At 41.2% G+C, this 21,289-nt stretch carries 20 protein-coding genes; all 20 read right to left on the bottom strand.

The features are described from left to right. Positions 1 to 137: 137 nt before the first annotated feature. On the bottom strand, positions 138 to 1,307 hold the full coding sequence (gene ftsZ / locus CSV61_RS02650; protein WP_083035364.1) for a cell division protein FtsZ: 1,170 nt from the start codon (positions 1,305 to 1,307) through the stop codon (positions 138 to 140). Positions 1,308 to 1,356: 49 nt separating this feature from the next. Then, positions 1,357 to 2,643, bottom strand: a complete 1,287-nt coding sequence (ftsA, locus tag CSV61_RS02645) for a cell division protein FtsA (protein WP_083035363.1) — start codon at positions 2,641 to 2,643, stop codon at positions 1,357 to 1,359. Positions 2,644 to 2,743: 100 nt separating this feature from the next. Beyond that, positions 2,744 to 3,109 carry a small basic family protein gene (locus CSV61_RS02640; protein ID WP_083035362.1) on the bottom strand — a complete coding sequence of 122 codons (366 nt, stop codon included), beginning with the start codon at positions 3,107 to 3,109 and terminating at the stop codon, positions 2,744 to 2,746. Positions 3,110 to 3,113: 4 nt separating this feature from the next. After that, on the bottom strand, positions 3,114 to 3,833 hold the full coding sequence (locus tag CSV61_RS02635; RefSeq protein ID WP_083035361.1) for a DUF881 domain-containing protein: 720 nt from the start codon (positions 3,831 to 3,833) through the stop codon (positions 3,114 to 3,116). A gap of 19 nt (positions 3,834 to 3,852) precedes the next feature. Next, a complete protein-coding gene (locus tag CSV61_RS02630; RefSeq protein ID WP_233193499.1) occupies positions 3,853 to 4,578 on the bottom strand; it encodes a DUF881 domain-containing protein in 726 nt (241 codons plus the stop codon). Beyond that, complete coding sequence (locus CSV61_RS02625; RefSeq protein ID WP_158233766.1) at positions 4,559 to 5,413, bottom strand: cell division protein FtsQ/DivIB; 855 nt, start codon at positions 5,411 to 5,413, stop codon at positions 4,559 to 4,561. Before CSV61_RS02625 ends, CSV61_RS02630 begins: the two co-directional genes overlap by 20 nt. A gap of 14 nt (positions 5,414 to 5,427) precedes the next feature. After that, a complete protein-coding gene (ftsW, locus tag CSV61_RS02620; protein WP_099638012.1) occupies positions 5,428 to 6,516 on the bottom strand; it encodes a putative lipid II flippase FtsW in 1,089 nt (362 codons plus the stop codon). A 57-nt stretch (positions 6,517 to 6,573) separates the two neighbouring features. Then, positions 6,574 to 7,923: a UDP-N-acetylmuramoyl-L-alanine--D-glutamate ligase gene (murD, locus tag CSV61_RS02615; protein WP_099638011.1), complete on the bottom strand. Its 1,350-nt coding sequence runs from the start codon at positions 7,921 to 7,923 to the stop codon at positions 6,574 to 6,576. Beyond that, entirely contained in the window at positions 7,924 to 8,895 is a 972-nt protein-coding gene (gene mraY / locus CSV61_RS02610; protein ID WP_083035357.1) for a phospho-N-acetylmuramoyl-pentapeptide-transferase, read from the bottom strand. 46 nt (positions 8,896 to 8,941) lie between these two features. Then, positions 8,942 to 10,837 (bottom strand): penicillin-binding transpeptidase domain-containing protein, encoded by a 1,896-nt coding sequence (locus CSV61_RS02605; RefSeq protein ID WP_083036141.1) that lies wholly within the window; start codon positions 10,835 to 10,837, stop codon positions 8,942 to 8,944. Between the two features lie 72 nt (positions 10,838 to 10,909). Next, entirely contained in the window at positions 10,910 to 13,099 is a 2,190-nt protein-coding gene (locus CSV61_RS02600) for a penicillin-binding transpeptidase domain-containing protein (protein WP_233193498.1), read from the bottom strand. A gap of 32 nt (positions 13,100 to 13,131) precedes the next feature. Beyond that, complete coding sequence (gene ftsL / locus CSV61_RS02595; RefSeq protein WP_099638009.1) at positions 13,132 to 13,503, bottom strand: cell division protein FtsL; 372 nt, start codon at positions 13,501 to 13,503, stop codon at positions 13,132 to 13,134. A gap of 17 nt (positions 13,504 to 13,520) precedes the next feature. Continuing rightward, a complete protein-coding gene (rsmH, locus tag CSV61_RS02590; RefSeq protein WP_099638008.1) occupies positions 13,521 to 14,453 on the bottom strand; it encodes a 16S rRNA (cytosine(1402)-N(4))-methyltransferase RsmH in 933 nt (310 codons plus the stop codon). Positions 14,454 to 14,470: 17 nt separating this feature from the next. Further along, a complete protein-coding gene (gene mraZ, locus CSV61_RS02585; RefSeq protein WP_083036139.1) occupies positions 14,471 to 14,902 on the bottom strand; it encodes a division/cell wall cluster transcriptional repressor MraZ in 432 nt (143 codons plus the stop codon). Between the two features lie 580 nt (positions 14,903 to 15,482). Then, entirely contained in the window at positions 15,483 to 17,099 is a 1,617-nt protein-coding gene (gene bshC / locus CSV61_RS02580) for a bacillithiol biosynthesis cysteine-adding enzyme BshC (RefSeq protein WP_158233765.1), read from the bottom strand. Positions 17,100 to 17,183: 84 nt separating this feature from the next. Further along, positions 17,184 to 17,564, bottom strand: a complete 381-nt coding sequence (locus tag CSV61_RS02575; protein ID WP_158233764.1) for a DUF3397 family protein — start codon at positions 17,562 to 17,564, stop codon at positions 17,184 to 17,186. Continuing rightward, on the bottom strand, positions 17,558 to 18,451 hold the full coding sequence (locus CSV61_RS02570; RefSeq protein ID WP_158233763.1) for a 2-dehydropantoate 2-reductase: 894 nt from the start codon (positions 18,449 to 18,451) through the stop codon (positions 17,558 to 17,560). The genes CSV61_RS02575 and CSV61_RS02570 overlap by 7 nt, the downstream gene beginning before the upstream one ends. Before the next feature lie 55 nt (positions 18,452 to 18,506). Further along, positions 18,507 to 19,994 carry an acyl-CoA carboxylase subunit beta gene (locus CSV61_RS02565; RefSeq protein WP_099638223.1) on the bottom strand — a complete coding sequence of 496 codons (1,488 nt, stop codon included), beginning with the start codon at positions 19,992 to 19,994 and terminating at the stop codon, positions 18,507 to 18,509. Positions 19,995 to 20,075: 81 nt separating this feature from the next. Further along, positions 20,076 to 20,291 (bottom strand): acetyl-CoA carboxylase biotin carboxyl carrier protein subunit, encoded by a 216-nt coding sequence (locus CSV61_RS02560; protein WP_099638004.1) that lies wholly within the window; start codon positions 20,289 to 20,291, stop codon positions 20,076 to 20,078. 136 nt (positions 20,292 to 20,427) lie between these two features. Next, on the bottom strand, positions 20,428 to 21,189 hold the full coding sequence (locus CSV61_RS02555) for an enoyl-CoA hydratase/isomerase family protein (RefSeq protein WP_233193497.1): 762 nt from the start codon (positions 21,187 to 21,189) through the stop codon (positions 20,428 to 20,430). Positions 21,190 to 21,289: the final 100 nt, after the last annotated feature.

Genomic DNA, 21,289 nt, shown 5'->3' with positions numbered 1-21,289 from the left:
GAAAAACCTGTCGGGCTTTGGATGGTTTCGGATAAAAGCTTCGACATATTTTTAAGTGCGTAGAGTAATTGCTAGTACAAAAACAAAAAGCTTCCCCTCTGAGAAACTGATCTCAGAGGGGAAGCTTGTTCTATTTCTTATTTACGACGCGTACGATTACGTAAGAACGTTGGAATGTCCAATTGTTCTTCATGCTGATGCTGATTAACCTGTGGTTGTCTCGGCTCAGATTGTTGCTCGTAACGTGGTTGTTCTTCATATCTGCTTTGTGTCGGTGGTTGCTGTTGAGCAGGTCGTTGTGGACGAACGCCACCCGTTACACCAGCACCTCTTTGTCTTGACGGAGCTAATTGTTCTTCGTTAAATCCTGTCGCGATTACCGTAACGATGATTTCATCTTTTAAGTCGTCGTTGATGACAGAACCGAAGATCATGTTGACGTTTTCGTCTGACGCAGTAGCAACAATGTCAGCTGCTTCTTGCACTTCAAACAAGCTCAAGTTTGAGCCGCCTGTAATGTTCATCAAGACACCTTTTGCTCCATCTATGGATGTTTCAAGCAATGGACTAGAAATCGCTTTTTTCGCTGCTTCTGCAGCACGATTTTCACCAGTAGACATACCGATACCCATCAATGCAGAACCTTTGTTATACATGATGGTTTTCACGTCAGCAAAGTCGAGGTTAATCAATCCAGGTACTGCGATTAGATCAGAGATACCTTGGACACCTTGACGCAATACATTGTCTGCTTCTCTAAACGCTTCCAGCATTGGAGTGTTTTTGTCTACAATCTCAAGCAGTTTATCATTTGGAATCACAATTAGCGTATCGATTGCTTCTTTCATGCTTGCGATACCGCCAGCTGCTGAAGTAGATCTCTTTCTACCTTCGAATGTAAATGGACGTGTAACTACCCCTACAGTCAATGCGCCAATATCTTTAGCGATTTGCGCAATAACCGGTGCTGCACCGGTACCAGTTCCACCGCCCATTCCAGCTGTAACGAATACCATGTCTGCCCCACGTAAAGCTTCTTCGATCTGCTCTTTACTTTCTTCAGCTGCTTTTTTACCTACTTCAGGGTTTGCGCCTGCACCTAGTCCTCTAGTGAGCTTCTCCCCGATTTGTAGTTTGATTTCAGCTGATGATAATTGCAATGCTTGAGCATCCGTGTTTACTGCGATAAACTCTACGCCTTGCACTCCATGTTCAATCATACGGTTGACCGCATTGTTTCCGCCGCCGCCCACTCCAATAACTTTAATTACCGCTAATGCATCTATGTTCGTCTCAAATTCAAGCATTGATTTTCCTCCTCTAAATTATCTGCAATTCCCCATCCAACACGATGTTTTACTCAAAGAAATTGTCGAATACTTTTTTAGCGCGTTTCATGAATCCTTGACCTTTTTCTTTTTTCGGTTTAACTGGTCTAGCTGAAGGTTCCACGACTTCATAAATGGATTCTGATGATTGAGGTGAACCAACCGGCTCTTCTTCATAGCCAAAGAACACATCCTCCATATACGCATAGCGAATCAAGCCAACCGCAGTAGAATACATCGGCTCACGGACACCAATATATTCTGGTGTGTATAATCTAGCTCTTGTTTTAAAGACATCACGAGCTAATTGTAATATTCCATCTAGCTTAGCTGTACCGCCAGTGATCACGATACCGCCAGGCAAGTCACGAATACCTGTTGCGTACAAATCTTCGAGAATTAATTCGAATAATTCTTCAAGACGTGAACCGATCACGTCAGAGATATAACGTTGGCTGTATTGATCTTTTGCATCCGACCCCACTACGGGTACTTCAAATAATTCTTCATCTGAAGCATCATCATAATAGGCATGTCCATACTGATGCTTAATCATTCTTGCTTGCTCTGTAGGTGTCTTTAAGACGATTGATAAATCTTTTGTAATATGGTCTCCACCAACAGGTAATACGGACGTGCTGATCAGACGATTTTCAGCAAATACCGAAACCGTAGTTGACCCTCCGCCAATATCGATGAAGGCAGTTCCATGATACATTTCATCTTCGGATAACGCGAATGTACCTGCCGCCAATGGTTGCAAATAAATTTCGCGAATTTGTAAACCAGCTTTTTCTACACAGCGTAAAATGTTATGTAGTTGAGTTTTGGACGTCGTAATTAACGTTGCGTCCATTTCCAATCTTACTCCCATCATACCACGGGGATCGGTGATTTCATCATAATCATCGACAATAAATTGTTTAGGCACTAAATTGACGAATTCTCTTTCGGGTGGGACATTCATAACTTGTGATGATTTCATTACTCTTTCAAGATCGTCATCGGTGATTTCACGATTTTCAGAGTTCACTGCCACAACGCCTTTGACGTTTTGGAACTGGACACCATTTGCAGGGATGCCAAGAACTACTTCTTCAATTTTCAAACCTGTCATTCTTTCAGCCTGTTCAATCGCTTTACGGATTGATTGGACAGTGGCATCAATATCAATAATTGTTCCTTTGCGAATTCCAGCAGATTGTACATTTCCTACACCGATTACATGCAGGGCATTTTGATCCATCTCTCCAATTAAGACTTTAATTGTAGATGATCCTATATCAAGTGATACGTAATGATTTGATTTACTCAATTATTGACACCTCCTTAATGTAACTAGTAACTTCCATTCTATTGTATTATGACTGCTTTGTCTAAATATTTTCAACACCCTCTTCTAAAAACATTTAATATTACGCATTTGTATCAGGATTTTTGTTTCTACTTGTCCATTTTGCAAGCAAGATTCTTCTAATAATCGCTATATTTTGGAACAATCGTACGCCAAATGCGAAAACTGCTGCCAAGTATAAATCTACACCTAGGTGTACACCGATAAACGCGAGTGCTGCTGCTAATAGTATGTTGAAGAAAAATCCACTGACGAATATTCTGTCGTCATACACTTGCTGAAGATAGGCTCTGATTCCACCAAATAGTGTATCAAATGCAGCGAGAATCGCAATAGTTAAATAGTTATTATATACTTGCGGGATTTGTATATCCGAGAGCAAACCTAGTGAAACGCCAAGGAGGAGCCCAAGTAAGGGTAGCCACATATTGTCATTCCTCCTTTGTTTGTTCTTTTAAAAACCGATTTTCAAAACCACCCGTCCAGCCTTGTAACGTAATGCGATCCGCTGGTTCACTAATTGTCAAAATTAAGTCGTCCAAGTAAAATTCATCTTGGATGGCAGTAGTCAATAATTGATTATACAATTTTTCACTTGCCTCTTTTGAAGGAGATACGACTTTAATATCGAACGGTGGTGTGGAAACCACTTCTCCACTGACAGTTAGATTCCCGTTAATATCCCGAATCCAACTCAAAGTAGTAAAGCGCTTGCCGTCAATCTCCAATTCGTTGCCTTGTTGTTGATTCACCACATTAATAAACCAAGCTAGCAGTTCAGATGAGACTGGCTCTATTTCATAACCTAACGCAATACTTTCTGGTGATGGAGCAACCTCTATTACAAATCCTGGACCAGTGGTCGGCATGAATCCCGCTTGTTTATACAATTTATCTAACGTGTCCTGTAACACACTTGCCGCATTGGCTTCAGGTGATGCATTATACGCAGCAAGTGTTTGGTCAATCCCCCTGATCTCTTCTAAGAGTTCAGAGTGAATTTTCTTTTCACTCGATAACTCTTTACGAATAGCCCATAAATCTCGTGTGTCTCGTGGAGATGTAGTATTCATCGAGTTATATTGCAAAGCCAATACAAACCCCACTATACCGAGAATCAACGTGAACTTCCAGTGTGTTTTTCGTTTCACACTACCCCCCCACAATCCATCATACTTCGTCACGAATCGCAGGCAGTTGAACTTCCTTCATTTCTTCTAGTGTGACGACAATATTATCTCGCAACAAGCCATCTATGACACTGCCTTTTAAATGCAATGCCGGAGATAGCACTTTCGGATCTCCTACTGCTTCTATTATAAAAGGTGCCGGAAACGTTCTACCATCAACCATAATAACAGGGCCTGTACATTTTATATACGAATTCGAATTGATTCGTTGCCCGTTGATCGTCATTCCTTGCGCACCTGCGATTTTCAATTCATTGATTACACGTAAAACATGACTTTCATGGACGATATAATCATTCGGATTCTGTACCGAAGGATCATAATCTGCATCTTCCAGCGTTACTTTGACTCCCGCACCTTTTGACGGTATATCTCCAAGCAATAATCGTAAATCCCGTGCTTTTTCTACAAGAACCGCATGATTTTTTTCTTTATCGGAGAAATCTTGTTCAAACGAATGCACTTGTTGTTGTTTCTTGAGTAACTCATTTGTCAATTCCTTGTTTCTTTCTTGCTGGTCGATCAACTCTGCACGATACTGTTCTTCTTGCTGAAATAAATTGGTTTGCTCTGGATCTAGCTCCTGTTGCTTACTACCAATTGTTCTATAGGAAAACGCAAGCATGAAGCCCAATACTAGAAATACGATAGACAGCACTAATTGCTTGCCGCGTTTCTCTCTAGTTTTAATCAGTTTCTTGCTCACTCTTTTCCTCCTTAGTCGTTTCTACATCTGCCGGTTTACCTTTTGTTACGTTTGGCTCTTCAACAGGCTGCGGAATCTCCACATCTACCGGTACTGGTTCTTTGTAGAAATCTGTATATGTTTTAAAGTACACACCAATTTCAATATCCAACACACCTTTTTCTTCTTTAGGCAATTGTGCGATAATATCGGGGTAGTAGGACATTTTATCAGCAAAGCCTAAAATTAACGCATGTACTTCATATCCATCACTCATAAATACGTCAATTTTATCCTCTCCTTCATAACGAAGCTCGGAGAGGAGTTCAAAAACTGTACTATCCATCTCTTGGAGTTGATTGATCATTCGTTCTGTCACATCAGGTTCGGTAAAACCCGATAGGATGGGTGCATGTGAAAGGATGTCAGGATCAGTTGCTTCTAAGCGATCACCATTTTCCAACAATAGATCATATTGAGTTTGATTCTCTATATAAGCAACCGGTTCCCATTCCGTGACATGTATCGAAACGTCGTTATAAAAATCACGTTTTACTTTTGCATCTTTCACGCCAGGAATTTTTTGGATATTATTTTCTATATCTTTAGCACGAAATCCCCACAATGATTGCCCCTTATACAAACCACTCTGATCCTTATAGACCTCACTATCTTGTAAAACAGTCTCATTAATGGATATTTTCGAAACATCGCTTAATGAAGATTGGAAATACAATAAGGCAAGAAGAACAAGGACGAATATCACGACGAGCAGAAGAAAACTCATGTTGGCTCTTCTTCTGCGTTTTTTACGCATGGATGGAATCCGATCTTCAATATCTATTACTTTTTCCACATCCTGTTCTCCCTTCATCCTGCCTTTTTATTCGCAGAGTAGTGTAGAATCGTTCCGACAGCAAGCCACGTAGTCAACAGCGAGGAACCTCCATAACTAATGAATGGCAACGTCACGCCTGTCACGGGTAGCAAACCTGAGACGACTCCCATATTTAAAAACGTTTGGAAAGTGATCATGGACACCATACCGGTAACAATTAAAAACGAATTCCAGTTGTTCAGTCGTATCGCTATGCCGAATGCAGAAGCGAATAACAAGATAAACAGCACCACGATAAAGGCTGCACCGATAAACCCGATTTCTTCTGCAATGATGGAAAAGATAAAATCATTTTGTGGTTCAGGCAAGTACAAAAACTTTTGACGACTATTCCCGAAACCATGGCCAAATAATCCACCAGGGGCAATTGCGAATAAAGATTGTATACTTTGAAACCCCGTACCGAGAGGATCATTCCACGGATCAATATAGGATTTAATTCGATCTAAACGATATGGTGCAGCTAGAATGAGCGCAATAAAAGCACCGAGCCCTGAGACGAAAAGAAAAATAAAGAATGACAATGGATAGCCCGCTAAGAAAAGGATAACAAACGCGGACACTATCATAATGACGGCAGAGCCAAGGTCAGGTTGCAACATGATCAACGTTGCCGGCAATAAAATCCATGCAAAATGTTGCCATTGCCAAGACTTTTCTTTATGTTTCTTCATACCGCTTGCTAACTTCCCTAGTAAAGCTACCTTCACGAATTCCGCTGGTTGCAAACTGATGGGACCAAGAGCAATCCAACTTTGAGAACCATTTCGCGTCACTCCAATGCCTGGTATCAATACTGCTACTAACATTAAAGTCGAAGCGATATAACAATAGGTCCAGAATTTAGGATGAGATGTTAGTGGGCTTTTGACCAGTACATACGCAACAGCTAAGGAAATCACCATGTAAACACCTTGCTTGACGATAAATGGAGAAGAATCTTGGTAATGCACTTCTCCCCAATAAGATCCCGCTGATTGCACGAATACTAATCCAATCAGCGATAGTAGTAAGGCGGTTGTCAAAAAGATTATTCGGTAGGTTCTTTCCAGCGTTCGCATCCTTCCTCAAATTAATCAATCACTTCTTCGACTTACTCTCCAACTCTTACAATGGTTTTACAACTTCATTACCGCGTCAACAAATTGGTCGCCACGATTTTCAAAGCTTTTGTATTGATCCCAACTTGCACAGCTTGGCGACAATAAAATCACATCGTCTTCACAGCTACATGCATATGCCTTCTCAACAGCCTCGTCCATAGTAGATGCCCGGGCCGTATTTGTCACACCACAAGATTTAGCAAACTCTTCAAAACGCTCTGCTGTCTCCCCTATCGTCACGACAGCACGGACATTTTTCATGTAAGGTCGTAATTCTTCAAATGAATGACCTCTGTCAAGTCCACCGGCAATCAAGACGATTGGCATCTTAAATGAGGAAAGCGCACTTTTTGTCGCTAACGTATTGGTCGCTTTTGAATCATTGTATATGGTTCGGCTATTCGCTTCGCGAACAAACTGCATGCGGTGGCGAACACCGGTGAAAGAACTTAAGACATTTTCTATTGCAGTTTTTTCACACCCTGACAATATGGCTGCAGCTGTTGCAGATAAGATATTTTCTAAGTTGTGCTGGCCCGGCAATTTAATATGCTTCATTTCTATGAAAGGTTCACCTTGCCAATAAATCCATTGCCCATCTGCTGAAATACCTTCTCTAGTTTTCCCAAGTACCGAGAATGGAACTTTTTGAGATTCAAGTGATTCTATTGCTTCTTGGATTACCCTTTGATCAGCGTTATATATCAAGTATTCTTCTGAAGTTTGATTGCGGGCCACTTGTAACTTGGCATCCAAGTACTCTTGCATGGACCCATGATAATCCAAATGCGCTTCATATAAATTCGTGAAAATCGCTATATGCGGAGTGAAATTTTCTGTTCCGGCTAATTGGAATGAAGAGGCCTCAAGTACAATCACTTCATTCGCCTGAGCTTTTTCCGCCACTGTACAAGAAACAGTTCCAATATTGCCGGCAATCAACGGGTTTTTCTCCGCCATATTAAGCATGTGATAAAGCAATGTCGTAGTAGTCGTTTTACCATTTGAACCCGTAATGGCGATGATCGGTGCTTCACTGAGAATACCTGCTAACTCCACTTCGGTCCAAATCGGGATTTTTTGCTTAACAGCACTAGCTATCAATGAATTACTATAAGGAATCCCTGGATTTTTCACGATGAAGTCGAAATTTCGTTCCAGCAAATTACTTGGATGCCCCCCGCCAATGACTTCAATTCCTTGAGTTTGAAGCTCTATCGCCTCTTCATTCCCTTCTAACGGCTTAGAGTCATTGACTACAACTTCTGCTCCTAGACGATAGAGTAAACCTGCTGCTGCCATTCCACTTTTGGCTAGACCAACTACAAGTACTCTTTTTCCTATGAATTGTTCTGTATTCTTCATCTACATGACCTCCAAGAAGACCGGTACAAGGGCCGCAAGCAATGCCACTCCCCAGAACACAATCACTACTTTCCATTCAGACCAACCCGATAATTCAAAGTGATGATGGATAGGACTCATTTTAAAGACGCGTCTTCCAGTCATTTTAAAACTAATGACTTGAATGATGACGGAAAGCGTTTCTACTACGAATACAATTCCGATGATCAACAATAATAGTTCCTGTTTGATCAATACGGAAATCATAGCGAGTACGCCCCCTAATGCCAATGAACCCGTGTCTCCCATGAATACTTTCGCTGGTTTGATATTGAATAATAAAAATCCAAGCATCGCACCTGCTACGACGAATGCAAATAATGCGATATCGTTCTGTTCATACACTAACGCCAATACACCAAATGCAGTGAATGCTATAGTCGATGTACCACCGACGAGACCATCCAATCCATCTGTTAAGTTGACTGCGTTAGAAAAACCTACGAGCCAAAAGACCAAAAATGCCACATAAAATACACCGAGATCTATTCCTAGTTTCGTGAAAGGAATCATGACTGTAGTTTCGAATGGTCCGAGTTTCAGTAAGAAAAAGGCAACGATCGCAATGATGATCTGGCCTATTAATTTCTGAAGTGATGTCAATCCTAAGTTACGCTTCGCTACGATGATGATAAAGTCATCCAGGAAGCCGATGATTCCGAAACCAATCAGCACGATCAATAACACAATCGTATGAGTAGTTAATGTGTCGTTTATGTAAGATAAAGCGAGTGTTGAAATCGATATGGAAAGAAGAAAGATGAGCCCGCCCATTGTGGGCGTGCCCGCTTTCTTCAAATGTGCTTTCGGACCCTCTTCCCGTATGCTTTGACCAAATTTCAACCTTCTAAGTAATGGGATGATGATCACCCCGATCATCGCTGATACGAAAAATGCGACAGCGATGATCGTAACTGTGGTGCCGAGTGTCATGTTAAGTTCTCCTTCTACTATCAATTGCCTGTCAGTGAAGCACTGCTTATTCTGTATACAAATGAATCGTGTCTTCTACGGTCATTAAAGTATGGGGAGCGGGTAACTGTCGAATCACTTTCTTACCTTTTCCATGCCATTTAACTTTAAACGTGTAATTTTGAGACAGCAATTCTTTTTCATTCATTCCAAGTAAATCAGGTGAACGGAATGTGATCGCGTCTCCCCATCGGTATTCTTTTTCTAATTGCTCTTTTCTTCTTTCAATGTTAGCAATCGGGGCAATTTCTTCAATGATGCGTCCCACGATGGGTGCAGCGATTACTCCACCGAACTGAATGGAGTTCTTTGGACTATCGATAGCTAGGTACACGAGTAATTCAGGGTCGTCTGCAGGCGCGAAACCAATGAAGGAGACGATATAATCGCCATCTTTATAACGACCATTCTCTACTTTCTGTGCCGTCCCTGTTTTACCACCTATTCGAAGTCCATCTGCAAACGCATTACGACCCGATCCGTTAGCCACAACAGATTCAAGCGCATGCCGCACTTTAGCCGATGTTTCTTCACTGATTACTTGTCTTTTTAATTCGGGTTCAAATTCTTTTAATGTCTTACCTTCAGAGTCCTTTATTGATTTGACAATATAAGGCTTATAAAGTTTACCGCCATTAATAGCTGCGGCAACTGCTTGCACTTGTTGGATGGGGGTGACAGAGATCCCTTGCCCGAACGAAGTAGTTGCCTGTTCTACTGGTCCAAATGCTTCTTTGGAAAACAGAATACCTTTCGATTCTCCAGCAATGCCTGATTCTGTCGAGCTACCGAAACCGAATTCACGAATATAGCGATCTAGTCTTTCACTTCCAAGCCGCTGCCCCATCGTAATGAATCCCGGGTTACACGAGTTTTCTACAACTTCTAAAAATGTTTGATCTTTATGACCTTCTCGCTTCCAACATCGTAATCTAGCGTTTGCAACGACTTTATAACCAGGGTCATAAAAATTTTCGTTCTCTAAATCGATAACATCTTCTTCCAAGCTAGCTGCCAGTGTAAGAATTTTAAACGTGGAACCTGGCTCGTACGTCATCCATACGGGTAAGTTCCGATTATAGATAGTGGAATCGGCTGATTGGTATTCTCGCGGGTCAAAGCCAGGTACAGATGCCAGTGACAATAATTCTCCTGTTTTAGGATTCATAATGATAGCCAGCGCCTGTGTCGCATCATACTTTTCCATTGCTTGTTTCAGTTCGCGTTCCACAATTTGATGCATTTTCAGATCGATGGTCAGCTCCAAGGTTGAGCCGTCTTTTCCATGTTCGAAACTATCTTCTACATGGGGCAATGCAATTCCTTTAGCATCCGTGAACAGTCGTACTTTGTCTCCTGTTCCATTTAAAATTTCATCATAAGCATACTCAATACCCGCTAAACCATCACCATCATAGCCCGTAAAACCAATCAACCGCGCTAATAGATCGTCATATGGATAGTATCGGACGAAGTCTACTCCCACGTACAAGCCGGCTACTTGTAGTTTAGTAATCTCGTCCCCTTGCTCCTTCGTAATATTTTTTCCTTCGGGAGCTAATTTCACCATATACGTTTTTTTCTTCAGCTTTTCTTCCAATGCTTCTGGCGGCATGTTAAGGATTTTTGCAATTGCAGGTATGTCGCTAGAAATGTCAGGATTTTGAGCTGGCATGAAATACAATGTAGGGGCTAGTTTATTACCTACAATCAACTTACCGCTTCGGTCCGTAATATCTCCACGCATAGCACCGAAAGGAATTTCAATATCCCAATTTTCTTCTGCCTTTTCTTTCAACCACTCATGCTTGATAATTTGAACATGAAATAGTTTGCCGATTACGAGTAATAGACAGATAAGAAAGCATAAGAAAGCTGCACGTAAACGTTTTTTGGACTGCATATCAATAAATGAACGCAATGACTCACTACCTTTTTTTCTATTAAGGTATGCTGTGAAATCGCACGCTATTCATTAGCCGCCCATGATTTGCTCCTCTTCGTTTGCCTCTTTGTCTTCATTACTTTTCTTTTTATTATACTGTTGCCTTGGCGTACGAAGTTCAACGACAATCGGATCATTCTTGTTTACTGACGTTCCTTCCGTTACGCTTTGTCCAACCACATAGCCTTCCCCGTTGATTCGAATGTCCAATTTGGAAAGGTTCATAAAGGAAAGCACCATCTTTTTCGACCAACCTGTCATGTCTGGGAATGTCGTATCGCCTCTTGTTTCTAATAAAATCATTGAGTCCTCCGTCAATTTCGTGTCCGCTTTCGGTATTTGTTTAATTACCTTGCCACCTTCACCGATTAATACAGTTTGGAAACCATCCTCGGCTGCCGATGAAGCTGCTGTTTCCGCATCTTCCCCTTCATATTCCCCAACCTTTTTCACAGGAATCAATTGTTCATCGTCGGGAGCAATATTCAAATATTTCAAGCTGTTTTCCATGATCGGGTTAAAGACTTTCGATACAGGGTCGGACCCTTGTTCGCCTGCTTTTAACTTAGGTTGCTGAACCGTTACATAAATCAAAAGTTGCGGGTCATCAATCGGTGCCATTCCAAGGAAAGAGTATAGGTAGTTCCCATAGCCAGACATATATCCTTTTCCATCTGTTTTAGGAAGTTCTGCTGTACCCGTTTTACCGCCTACTGCATAATTTTCCAGATGGTACTTTTGTGCAGTACCTTTTTCTGAAGTTACTGTTGTTGCAAGGATTTCACGCACTTCTTTAGCTGTAGCTGCGGAAATGGGTGTTCCACTTTCTTCAGGTTCGTGATTCTCTAGCACTTCTTTCGTATTCGGGTCTATAATTTGGTCAATTACATATGGTTTCATCATGACACCGTTATTCGCAATAGCAGAAGCAGCTTGTATCATTTGTAGTGGTGTTACGGTAGAACCTTGCCCATAAGAAGTTGTCAATCGTTCAGCTGGATAATTATCTAGTACAACGCCTGACGCTTCATTCGGCAAATCGATTCCAGTTTTTTTACCAAACCCAAATTTGTGAACGTATTCAATGAATTTCTGATCACCGATTCTTTCGAGTAAGTAGGCCATTCCCACGTTGGAGGAACGTTGCAATCCTTCCATAAAAGTAATCGTCCCCCAGCCTTTCACGTTTACATCACTTATCACTCTGTCATAAATGCGGTAAGATCCAGATTTAAAATAGTCATCTGGCTCCCATTTACCTTCTTCTACCGCCGCTGCCAATGTGAACATTTTCATTGGAGAACCTGGTTCAATCGTCTGCTCCACTGCATCATTCAACCAGTTTTCTGTCAATCCCTCTCTCGTCATCGGATTAAACGTCGGTCGTTGACTCATTGCCAGGATTTCACCCGTTTGTGGATTAGATACGAGAACTAGCATCTTTTTTGGAGAATACTCTTCTTCTACTTGATCCATCGCTTCTTCTACGAAATTACTAATTGTCTTATCCAATGTTAGCTTAATCGTCTGTCCATCCTGTGGTTCTTCAATTTGTTTGCTAGCGGTAGGCAATAAATATCCCCAACCGTCCGATTGATAATTCACTTTTCCATCGACACCTGTTAGTTGCTTGTTATATGTTTTTTCAAGCCCCATTTTCCCTTTGGTAACCGTTTGATTGTTTTCCAATTCTTCTTTTTGAGCAAAGCCCACTAAGTAAGAAGCGAAGCGACCATTAGGATAAAATCGTTTTTTACCTTCTACAAACAAAATACCCGATAATTTTTTTCTATCGAGTTCTTCTTTCATTTTCATCATCGTTTCGCGGTTCAGATCTTTGCCCGCACGCCCAAACTCAATTTGCCAAGCGCCTTCTCTAGCGTTTTTCATTTTATCGTAAATTTCACGTTCTTTTAGCGGCAAATACTTCGCTAATACTTTCGCCGTTTCTTTATAATCCACTACGTGGTATTTCTTTTTACTGTTTTTACTTGCAGCTTCGTTCACTACAGCTACCACATGATAGCTTAATGTATCCGATGCAATCGGCACATCATTTCGATCGACAATTGCCCCGCGACTTGCTTGTAAAACTGCATTTCTTTCATATTGGTTAGAAGCGATCTTCGCTAATTCCTTACCATCTACTTGGCCCGTCATCTGAATAAAAAGAATTCTGCCGAATAATATGAAAAAGAGCCCTCCGAATACTACAAACATTAGAAAGGCTCCCCATTGAAAGCGAAACTTCTTCATCGTCCAGGTACGACCTTTACGTTACCTTCGTTAAGGTTCAGACCATTCTCTTGTGCTTTTTTCCAAATACGTTCGTAAGTGGATTTGTCACTCACTTGAATAGACAATTCATTATTCTGTTTTGCAGTATTTTCAATTTCAGTATTCATCAACTGCACTTCTTTATTTACAGCGTTTATATCAGAATGTGTCTGCAACAGCATAGATGAAGATCCGATTGTAAATGCTGCAAATAAAGTGAACAATATCTTTTCGCCCTTAGAAAAACGCTTTTTTACACGGCGGACAACCTGTGGCTGATTTTGGTCAGTTTGTTGTTCGATCTCTGGTGTCTGTGACGTATTTAAGTTCCGTTGTTCTAGTCCCATGGCTCAATTCCCCTTTTCTATTTTCTCTCGATAATTCGTAACTTTGCCGATCTGGCACGTTTATTATGTTTTATTTCTTCATCTGTGGGAATGATTGGCTTTCTTGTAATAAGACGGAAATCTGGATCCATCCCCTCAGGTATAATAGGTAAGTTTGGCGGCAACTCCGGCATGGAAGAAGCTTCCTTAAAAATAGTTTTACATAGGCGGTCTTCAAGTGAATGGAAGGTAATTACGCTGATTCGGCCATCTTTACGTAATAACGTAAGGGCATCGGTTATAGATTGTTCAGCTGCTCCTAGCTCATCATTGACCGCAATTCGTATAGCTTGGAAAACACGTTTCGCAGGATGGCCTCCAGTTCTTCTGGCAGCTGCTGGTATACCTGTTTTAATAAGTTCAGCCAGTTCTCCTGTTGTACGTATAGGCGCATTAGCGCGTGCTTCTTCAATTTTACGAACGATTTGCTTGGAGAACTTCTCTTCACCATAGCGGAAGATTATTCTGACCAAATCTGAATACGACCATTCATTGACCACTTCATAAGCTGTCAATGGCGCAGACGTATCCATACGCATGTCCAAGGGAGCGTCATGATGGTAACTGAAGCCTCGTTCAGGTGTATCCAATTGCGGAGAAGAAACGCCTAGGTCATATAAAATCCCATCAACATGAGAGATTCCCAATTTTGCTAATTCATTTTTCAAGTCTTTAAAGTTTGCATGAACGAAGTGTACTTGTGCTGTATAGTTCGATAACTTTTTTTGCGCTGCTTCAATAGCTGTCATATCTTGGTCGAAGCAGATTAGTTGTCCTTCAGATGATAAAAGCTTGACAATTTCTTCACTGTGACCTGCACCACCAAGTGTGCAATCCACGTAAATGCCATCTTCTTTTACATTCAAGCCTTCGACGGCTTCATGCAGTAATACTGTTGTGTGGTTAAACATGGTTATTCCGCCTGCTTTCAAAATTCAAAATCAATAAGGTTTTCTGCAATGTCATTGAATGATTCCTCAGATTCCTCGTAGTACGCTTCCCATAGTTCTGCAGACCAGATCTCAATCCGGCTGGATACACCGATAATCATACAGTCCTTTTCAATCTTCGCGAATTCCCGTAAGTTTGCAGGTATATTTACTCTCCCCTGCTTATCTAGACTTGCTTCGCTTGCTCCTGAAAAGAAAAAACGAGTAAATGCACGAGCATCTCTTTTTGTTACCGGCAACGCTTTCAACTTTTCTTCAAGCTTTTGCCATTCATCCAGTGGGTATCCAAACAAGCAATTATCCAGTCCACGGGTTAAAATAAAGCCTTCTGCTAATAGCTCCCGAAATTTCGAAGGAACGATCAGTCGACCTTTCATATCAATTGAATGCTGATACTCACCCATGAACATATAATTCACCCCACTGTATGAAATAATGTACCACATCCCCCCACTTTCCTCCACCCACTATGCCGTTTTTCTTCGCATAATTATTAAAATGTGTCAATAGTACTTCTTTCTGATTTACATTCCTCCCCGTATCCCGATAAAACTACCTTTTTCGCAATTTTCTTACGCCGTTACCCTTAAAAAATTTCTAGTTTCAATCGGGACTTGTTTAGTGAGTAAGAAGATTTAGCAGCTCTCATTAGGGAAGCTTAAAGTATGCAGAGAAAAGTGGGATGGGCAATAAATCATATATAAAATTAGTATGGGACATAGTGTTACATATAAACTATTTTAATTTCGAGTTTAGATTTAATTCATCCACAAAAAGTTTCAACTACTACTTCAATTCACAACATCGAGTGACTACCATTTGTTATACAAGAACGAAACGTACTACGTATGGATCTCAGAATATCTATTCTCTACAAATCCAACATACGGCTCTTCTAAAGTAACAACTCTCACTACAACGAATTCTCAATTTTCTACACGCAGATTAAACCCGCCATTCATAGAACGAATGGCGGGTTTAAGTAGTTTCTTATAAATAGACTAGTTGGTGTGACCCATTAAATGTATAAGGTTGTTTTAGTAACTCATCAATCAATCCTTTACCGAACTGGTTCATGTAAAAGTATGGTGAGTAGAGACGCTCTTGAAGGGAACCTTCAGGAAATAGCTGTTCCGAAATAACCTGGTAGCGCTCGTATTGTACGTGATGTTTCAGCAAAATAGACTGCTCTTTTTTCTTCTGTAAATAGTCAAACTGGCTCTTATGGAACTGTAAATTTTTATCAAGTAATTGCAGTAGTCCGGGATCTGACGTTTCTAGATGTGAATGTAACTGTTCATACTGCGTTTGTAATTGACTCTGCGTTTCCATCAACAGACGGTCAAATTGCTCATCTCGCTGTTGCTCTAGCCATTTTTCAAGAAGATCAGGTAGTTCGTGATTCATTACTTGCGTCATCGTAATGTCCGTAAGTTTTAAAGCTTCCTGGACTTGTCTGTTGACCAAAGTAATAGAAAGTCTTGGTACAATGACCGGCATTTTGATTCCCATAAGATGAAAAGCCTCTTTCAGTAAAGACCAGTAGGCAATTTCGCCAGGACCGCCGACGAATGCCAATACAGGAAATACGAGGTCTTGCATAATAGGTCTTGTGGCTACATTGTTACTTAGCAACCAAGGCTCATTTTTTGCAAGATGATGCATTTCTTGTTCTGTAAAGGTAATCCCCGCTTGTTCATTGACGAACTTTCCATCTTTTCTTCGGAGCAATACCCTCCCTGTATCATGAACATAAAATAGATTAGCATCTTGCTCTTCTGATTCGATTGGCTTTGCAAACCCATCTGCTTGGAGTTGTTGTTCTGTAGAGTAAATGCTCTTTGCCATGGCCTCAGTATTTTCAATCATTTGTGAGAAGTAAGGCGATTCCAATTGACGCAATGGTTTATAAGCAGCGTCTATAAATAACAATCCATGCGCAGTAAATAGTTCATTCATCAGCGAGGTGAAGAATGCCGTGAAATTCTGTTCTTGCTCTACAGTTTGCAACACATCATGCAATAACTTTTGCGTATAAGATGTCTCTCCGTAGCTTTTAAAAATCTTCTTAATATATGCTGTCATTTCTTTTTGATCATACTGTGTGTCTGAAGCCATCGTTTTTAAAATGGTTTGCTGTTTAAACTGCCGTTTGATCGCTTTTCCTGCCTTCGCAGTGTATGTATGATTGATTTCATTGATATCATGATCTTCTCCTGCAATCCAAAAAACAGGCACTACAGGTTTTTCTAGTATTTTCCGTTGTTTTTGTGCCAATAAAATCACAGATATCGCTTTGTGAACAGAATATAAAGGACCTGTCAAAACCCCCGCTTGCTGTCCGCCAATCACTACTAACGCATCTTCCGAAAGCTCTTGTATATACTGAGCAGCCACATCGGATATTCCAAATGGCTCCATATAACTTTCTACCGCAGCAGCTAGTTTTTCTCTTTGAAAAGAGCGTTGATGCAATTCTTCTGCTCTATCTTCAAACCCTACTGGTGTCATTTCATATTCAAAATATTTATGGAGAAATTGCGGATCGTGACGATACGATTCCATCAATTTATTCTTTTTCGGCAACTCCATTGTGTCCAAGTCCATTACACAAACTCCTTTATGTACCATACTAACGCAAGTATATCATCTCATCTGACTAGGTTGAATTGATACGCTTACGAGTACTCCTTAGTTCAAGTTGCGGATGATCTGCACCGTAATTCCAATAATGAACAGTAAAAAGTAAGCCACTGTTAAAAGTAGAAAATACGCTCGCCATGTTCTGCGTAACACCCAAGAAGACCGAAACTCTTTTTCCCTGGACCGTTCTATAACTGCAAATCCGATCGCAATCAAACATAATATTCCGATTAATAGTATGGGAAGCCAAACATCCCAAATCGAACGAATCAAAATTAAAACGGTCAATACCATAAACGGTGTCGTCCAATCTACCGCCCATCCGATCCTCTTCTTTTTAGGTAATCCTATTTTCTTCGCCACAATAATTAATACGACTAAAATTATAAAAGGGAACAACAATAACGCTCCAAGTATATTCGTTAACATCCGCCACATTCACTCCTGTTTATTCCAAGCAGTGCAGTCTCAAGCGTTCGTAAAAAAGGAGCACTGCCACCTTTTTGATGAATTTCTTTCAACACTGCTGTTAAAATTGTCTCGATTTCCATACTCCGGCCTTTTATTCTATCTACAAGCATAGATGATTGATTAGAGGCTGTTTTTCGACATACTTCTTCTATATCGTCATAGCTCAGTAGATCACTATACTCTTCAAAGTTACTGAGCAACTCTTCGCATAGCTGGCGGAATAACATATGGAAGTAAGGGTTTTCTAGCAACAGTCCATTCCTAATTCCCAACAATGCCGTTAGTGGGTTGATCGCACAATTGATCAGTACTTTACGAAACAATAACTGTTTAGCATTTTGTTGCGTAGTAATCGGAAAGTTCTGTGGATCTATTTCTTGCAACCACTGTATGATTGGGGCAATTTGATCATTTTCTACAATGTTAATAGGCCCGATACCGTTATGTGAAACTGTTCGGTCATCTATTCTAGCTGCCCCATGCTCGACTGTAGCGAACGACACATGCCCGAGTGGATACTGCTCAATCAACGATAGATGTCCAATTCCATTTTGGATGAACAATAAATGGGGCTGTATAGGTAAAGTGCTGATTTCAGACAATACAACGGGTAACGCATCATACTTCACCGCAATAATCCATACCGCTTCTGTCGGCAACTCTTCAATATGTAAAGTTGAATCTACTTCATATGTAAAGTTTTCTGGCGCTCTCACCAGACCACTACGTAAATGCTTTGCTTGCTCCTCTCGCCTTACCCAAAAGGTGACATTTGCCTGATGTTGAGCTAAATAGGAACCGATTAACAATCCTATAGATCCCCCACCTACCACTACAAATCGCATAGCTTTCCTCCTTAAAAAAGAGACCCAGTGAAGGCGTCTCTGTTGGTACATTTTATTATACAGGATAGACAGGATGTTTTCTCGAAGAATTCATAACTTTTTTCGTTTCATAATATCCAAATCTCTCAGCAAGCACAGACCGAAGACGATGAGGCGCAACTACCTCATCAATAATAAGTTCCGAGGCCATTTTATAGACATCGATTTCCTCTTTATATTCTTGCTGCTTCTCTTTAATAAATGCCATTCTTTCTTTTGGATCCGCAATGGCTTCAATTTTATTTGAATATACCGCGTTGACAGCTGCTTCCGGACCCATTACAGCGATTTGCGCAGTCGGCAACGCAATACAGACATCTGGCTCAAAAGCTGGACCTGCCATCGCGTACAAACCTGCTCCATACGCTTTACGCACAACGACCGAAATTTTCGGCACAGTGGCGGAGCTCATCGCCATAATGAGTTTAGCTCCATGGCGGATAATTCCTTGCCGTTCCACTTTCGTCCCAATCATGAACCCCGGCACATCTGCTAGGAACAACAATGGAATGGAGAAAGCATCACATAATGCAATGAATTTTGTTGCCTTGTCCGCGGAATCCACAAACAGCACGCCACCTTTTACTTTAGGCTGATTCGCAATAATCCCTACAGGCCGTCCGTCAATACGTGCAAGAGTTGTAATAACCTCCTGTGCAAATAACTTCTTGATTTCGAACAAGCTACCATCATCTACTAATTGATCAATGGCTTCATACATATCGAATGGTGCATTTTGGTTTGCGGGAATAATTTCCTCTAATGAACGCCCTTCTTTCGCTTCATGGGGTACCCCTAATTTGGCAGGTGCTTCAAAATTTTCAGGAAAGTACGAGAGGTATTTGCGAGCTTTTGCAATCGCTTGCTCCTCCGTATCTACTAGCACGTCGCCACAACCACTTACAGTACAATGCATGCGTGCGCCACCCATTTCTTCTAGCGTCACTTTCTCACCTATGACTTTTTCAGCCATCCGTGGTGAACCTAAGTACATGGAAGCATTGCCTTCTACCATGATGACGACGTCACAGAAAGCTGGAATATAGGCACCGCCTGCTGCAGATGGTCCGAATAGGAGGCACAGTTGCGGGATGACACCCGATAAACGCACTTGATTGTGGAAAATACGACCAGCTCCACGACGATTTGGGAACATGTCTAGCTGATCTGTAATACGTGCTCCAGCGGAATCCACTAAGTACAGTAATGGTACACGAAGCTTTTCAGCTGTTTCTTGGATACGGATAATCTTCTCTACCGTTCTCGCACCCCATGAACCCGCTTTCACTGTAGAGTCGTTAGCCATGACACAAACCGTTTGACCATCAATTTTCCCAGTAGCCGTTACCACTCCATCTGCAGGCAGATCTTTCGCTTCACAGTTTGCAAATTTTCCATCCTCTACATAGTTGCCTTCATCAAATAAAAGGCGCAACCGCTCTCTAACGAATAACTTATCTTGTTCCTCTAATTTCTTATGATATTTTTCTGCACCACCCGCCATAACGTGAGTAGTGATTTCTTGAAGCTTTTCATTATACGAGGTATTTGATGATTCTTTTGTCAAAGAATTCCCCACCTTTCGTTACGATTGAATAGTAACTAACACTTCATCTTCATCTACAAAATCGCCTTCAGCCCCGTGGATTTTACTCACCGTTCCATCCACTTCGGCTTCTAGCGGAATTTCCATCTTCATTGATTCCAAAATAACGACAACTTGTCCCGGCGTCACTGTATCTCCTTCTTTCACTTCAATCTGAAAGATCGTACCTGCCATAGTTGCTTTTACTTCTTGCATACTATCACTCCTCATTTCCTTAGTACTATCTCTTCTTGAAAATAACTTCTTAATAGATAGTGTATCTCACTTGTGAAACCGTTTACAAGTATGTTTTAAACAGTCCCGACAGTCTATGCCTGCCGGGATGGGAACTTTACTTACTTTTCGTCAAAAAACTTTGAACTGCTTCATGATGTGCATCACTTTCCCAGAGAACGGAACAAATGCGGGCTTCTTCTTGCATAGCCTGCTCAAGCCCGTTTGTTTTCCATTTCCTAGTGGCAATAGATTTATACGCACGATGTACATTTCTATGTACTTTTAGCTTAGGAGCTAGAAATTGATCAAGCGCTACTTCGGTATCCCCCTCATACACTTCAGTTGCCCAGCCAAGCTCCAGTAATTGTTCAGGTGAATGAATGCCGGCTCTACTCGTAAACTTCAGCAAACGATCATGTGGGCCGTTTTTTTCGAATAACAGTGTGGCTCCTCCCCAACCAGCCGTGATCGCCAGAGTCCCCTGAATGAATCCAGCTCTTGCATAGGAGGCAACCAAACGGTAATCACAAGCCGTTGCTAGTTCACAGCCACCACCAACTGCTGCTCCATTTACCAGTGCGATTGTAGGCATCGGTAATGTAGCAATCCGATATAAAATACTAGCCCCTCTACTCAGCATCGGAAATGCATCCTCTGCTGTCCGAAAGCCGTGAAAATCACTAAGATCTCCGCCTGAACAAAATGCCATGTCACCTTCTCCTGTAATGACGGCAAAAGAAATTTCAGGATCATCCTCAATTTGATCTAGAAAGGATTCAAGCCCTTCCATGACATCATAATTTACCGCGTTTCGCATGGCAGGACGATTAATTGTAAAATACGCTATGGACTGATCGATCTTTATAGAATAAGACAAAGAAATTCCCCCTTTTCCATTTAGCATACCACTTTTGCACAAAACAAAAAAGACTACCTTGAGCCATGGTCTCAAGGTAGTCTTTATATTCGTTGTGTAG

Source organism: Sporosarcina sp. P3, assembly GCF_002743415.1.
Classification (GTDB): Bacteria; Bacillota; Bacilli; order Bacillales_A; family Planococcaceae; genus Sporosarcina; species Sporosarcina ureae_A.
Note: the sequence above shows the minus strand (reverse complement) of the source record. Positions and strands in the feature narration are given on the sequence as shown.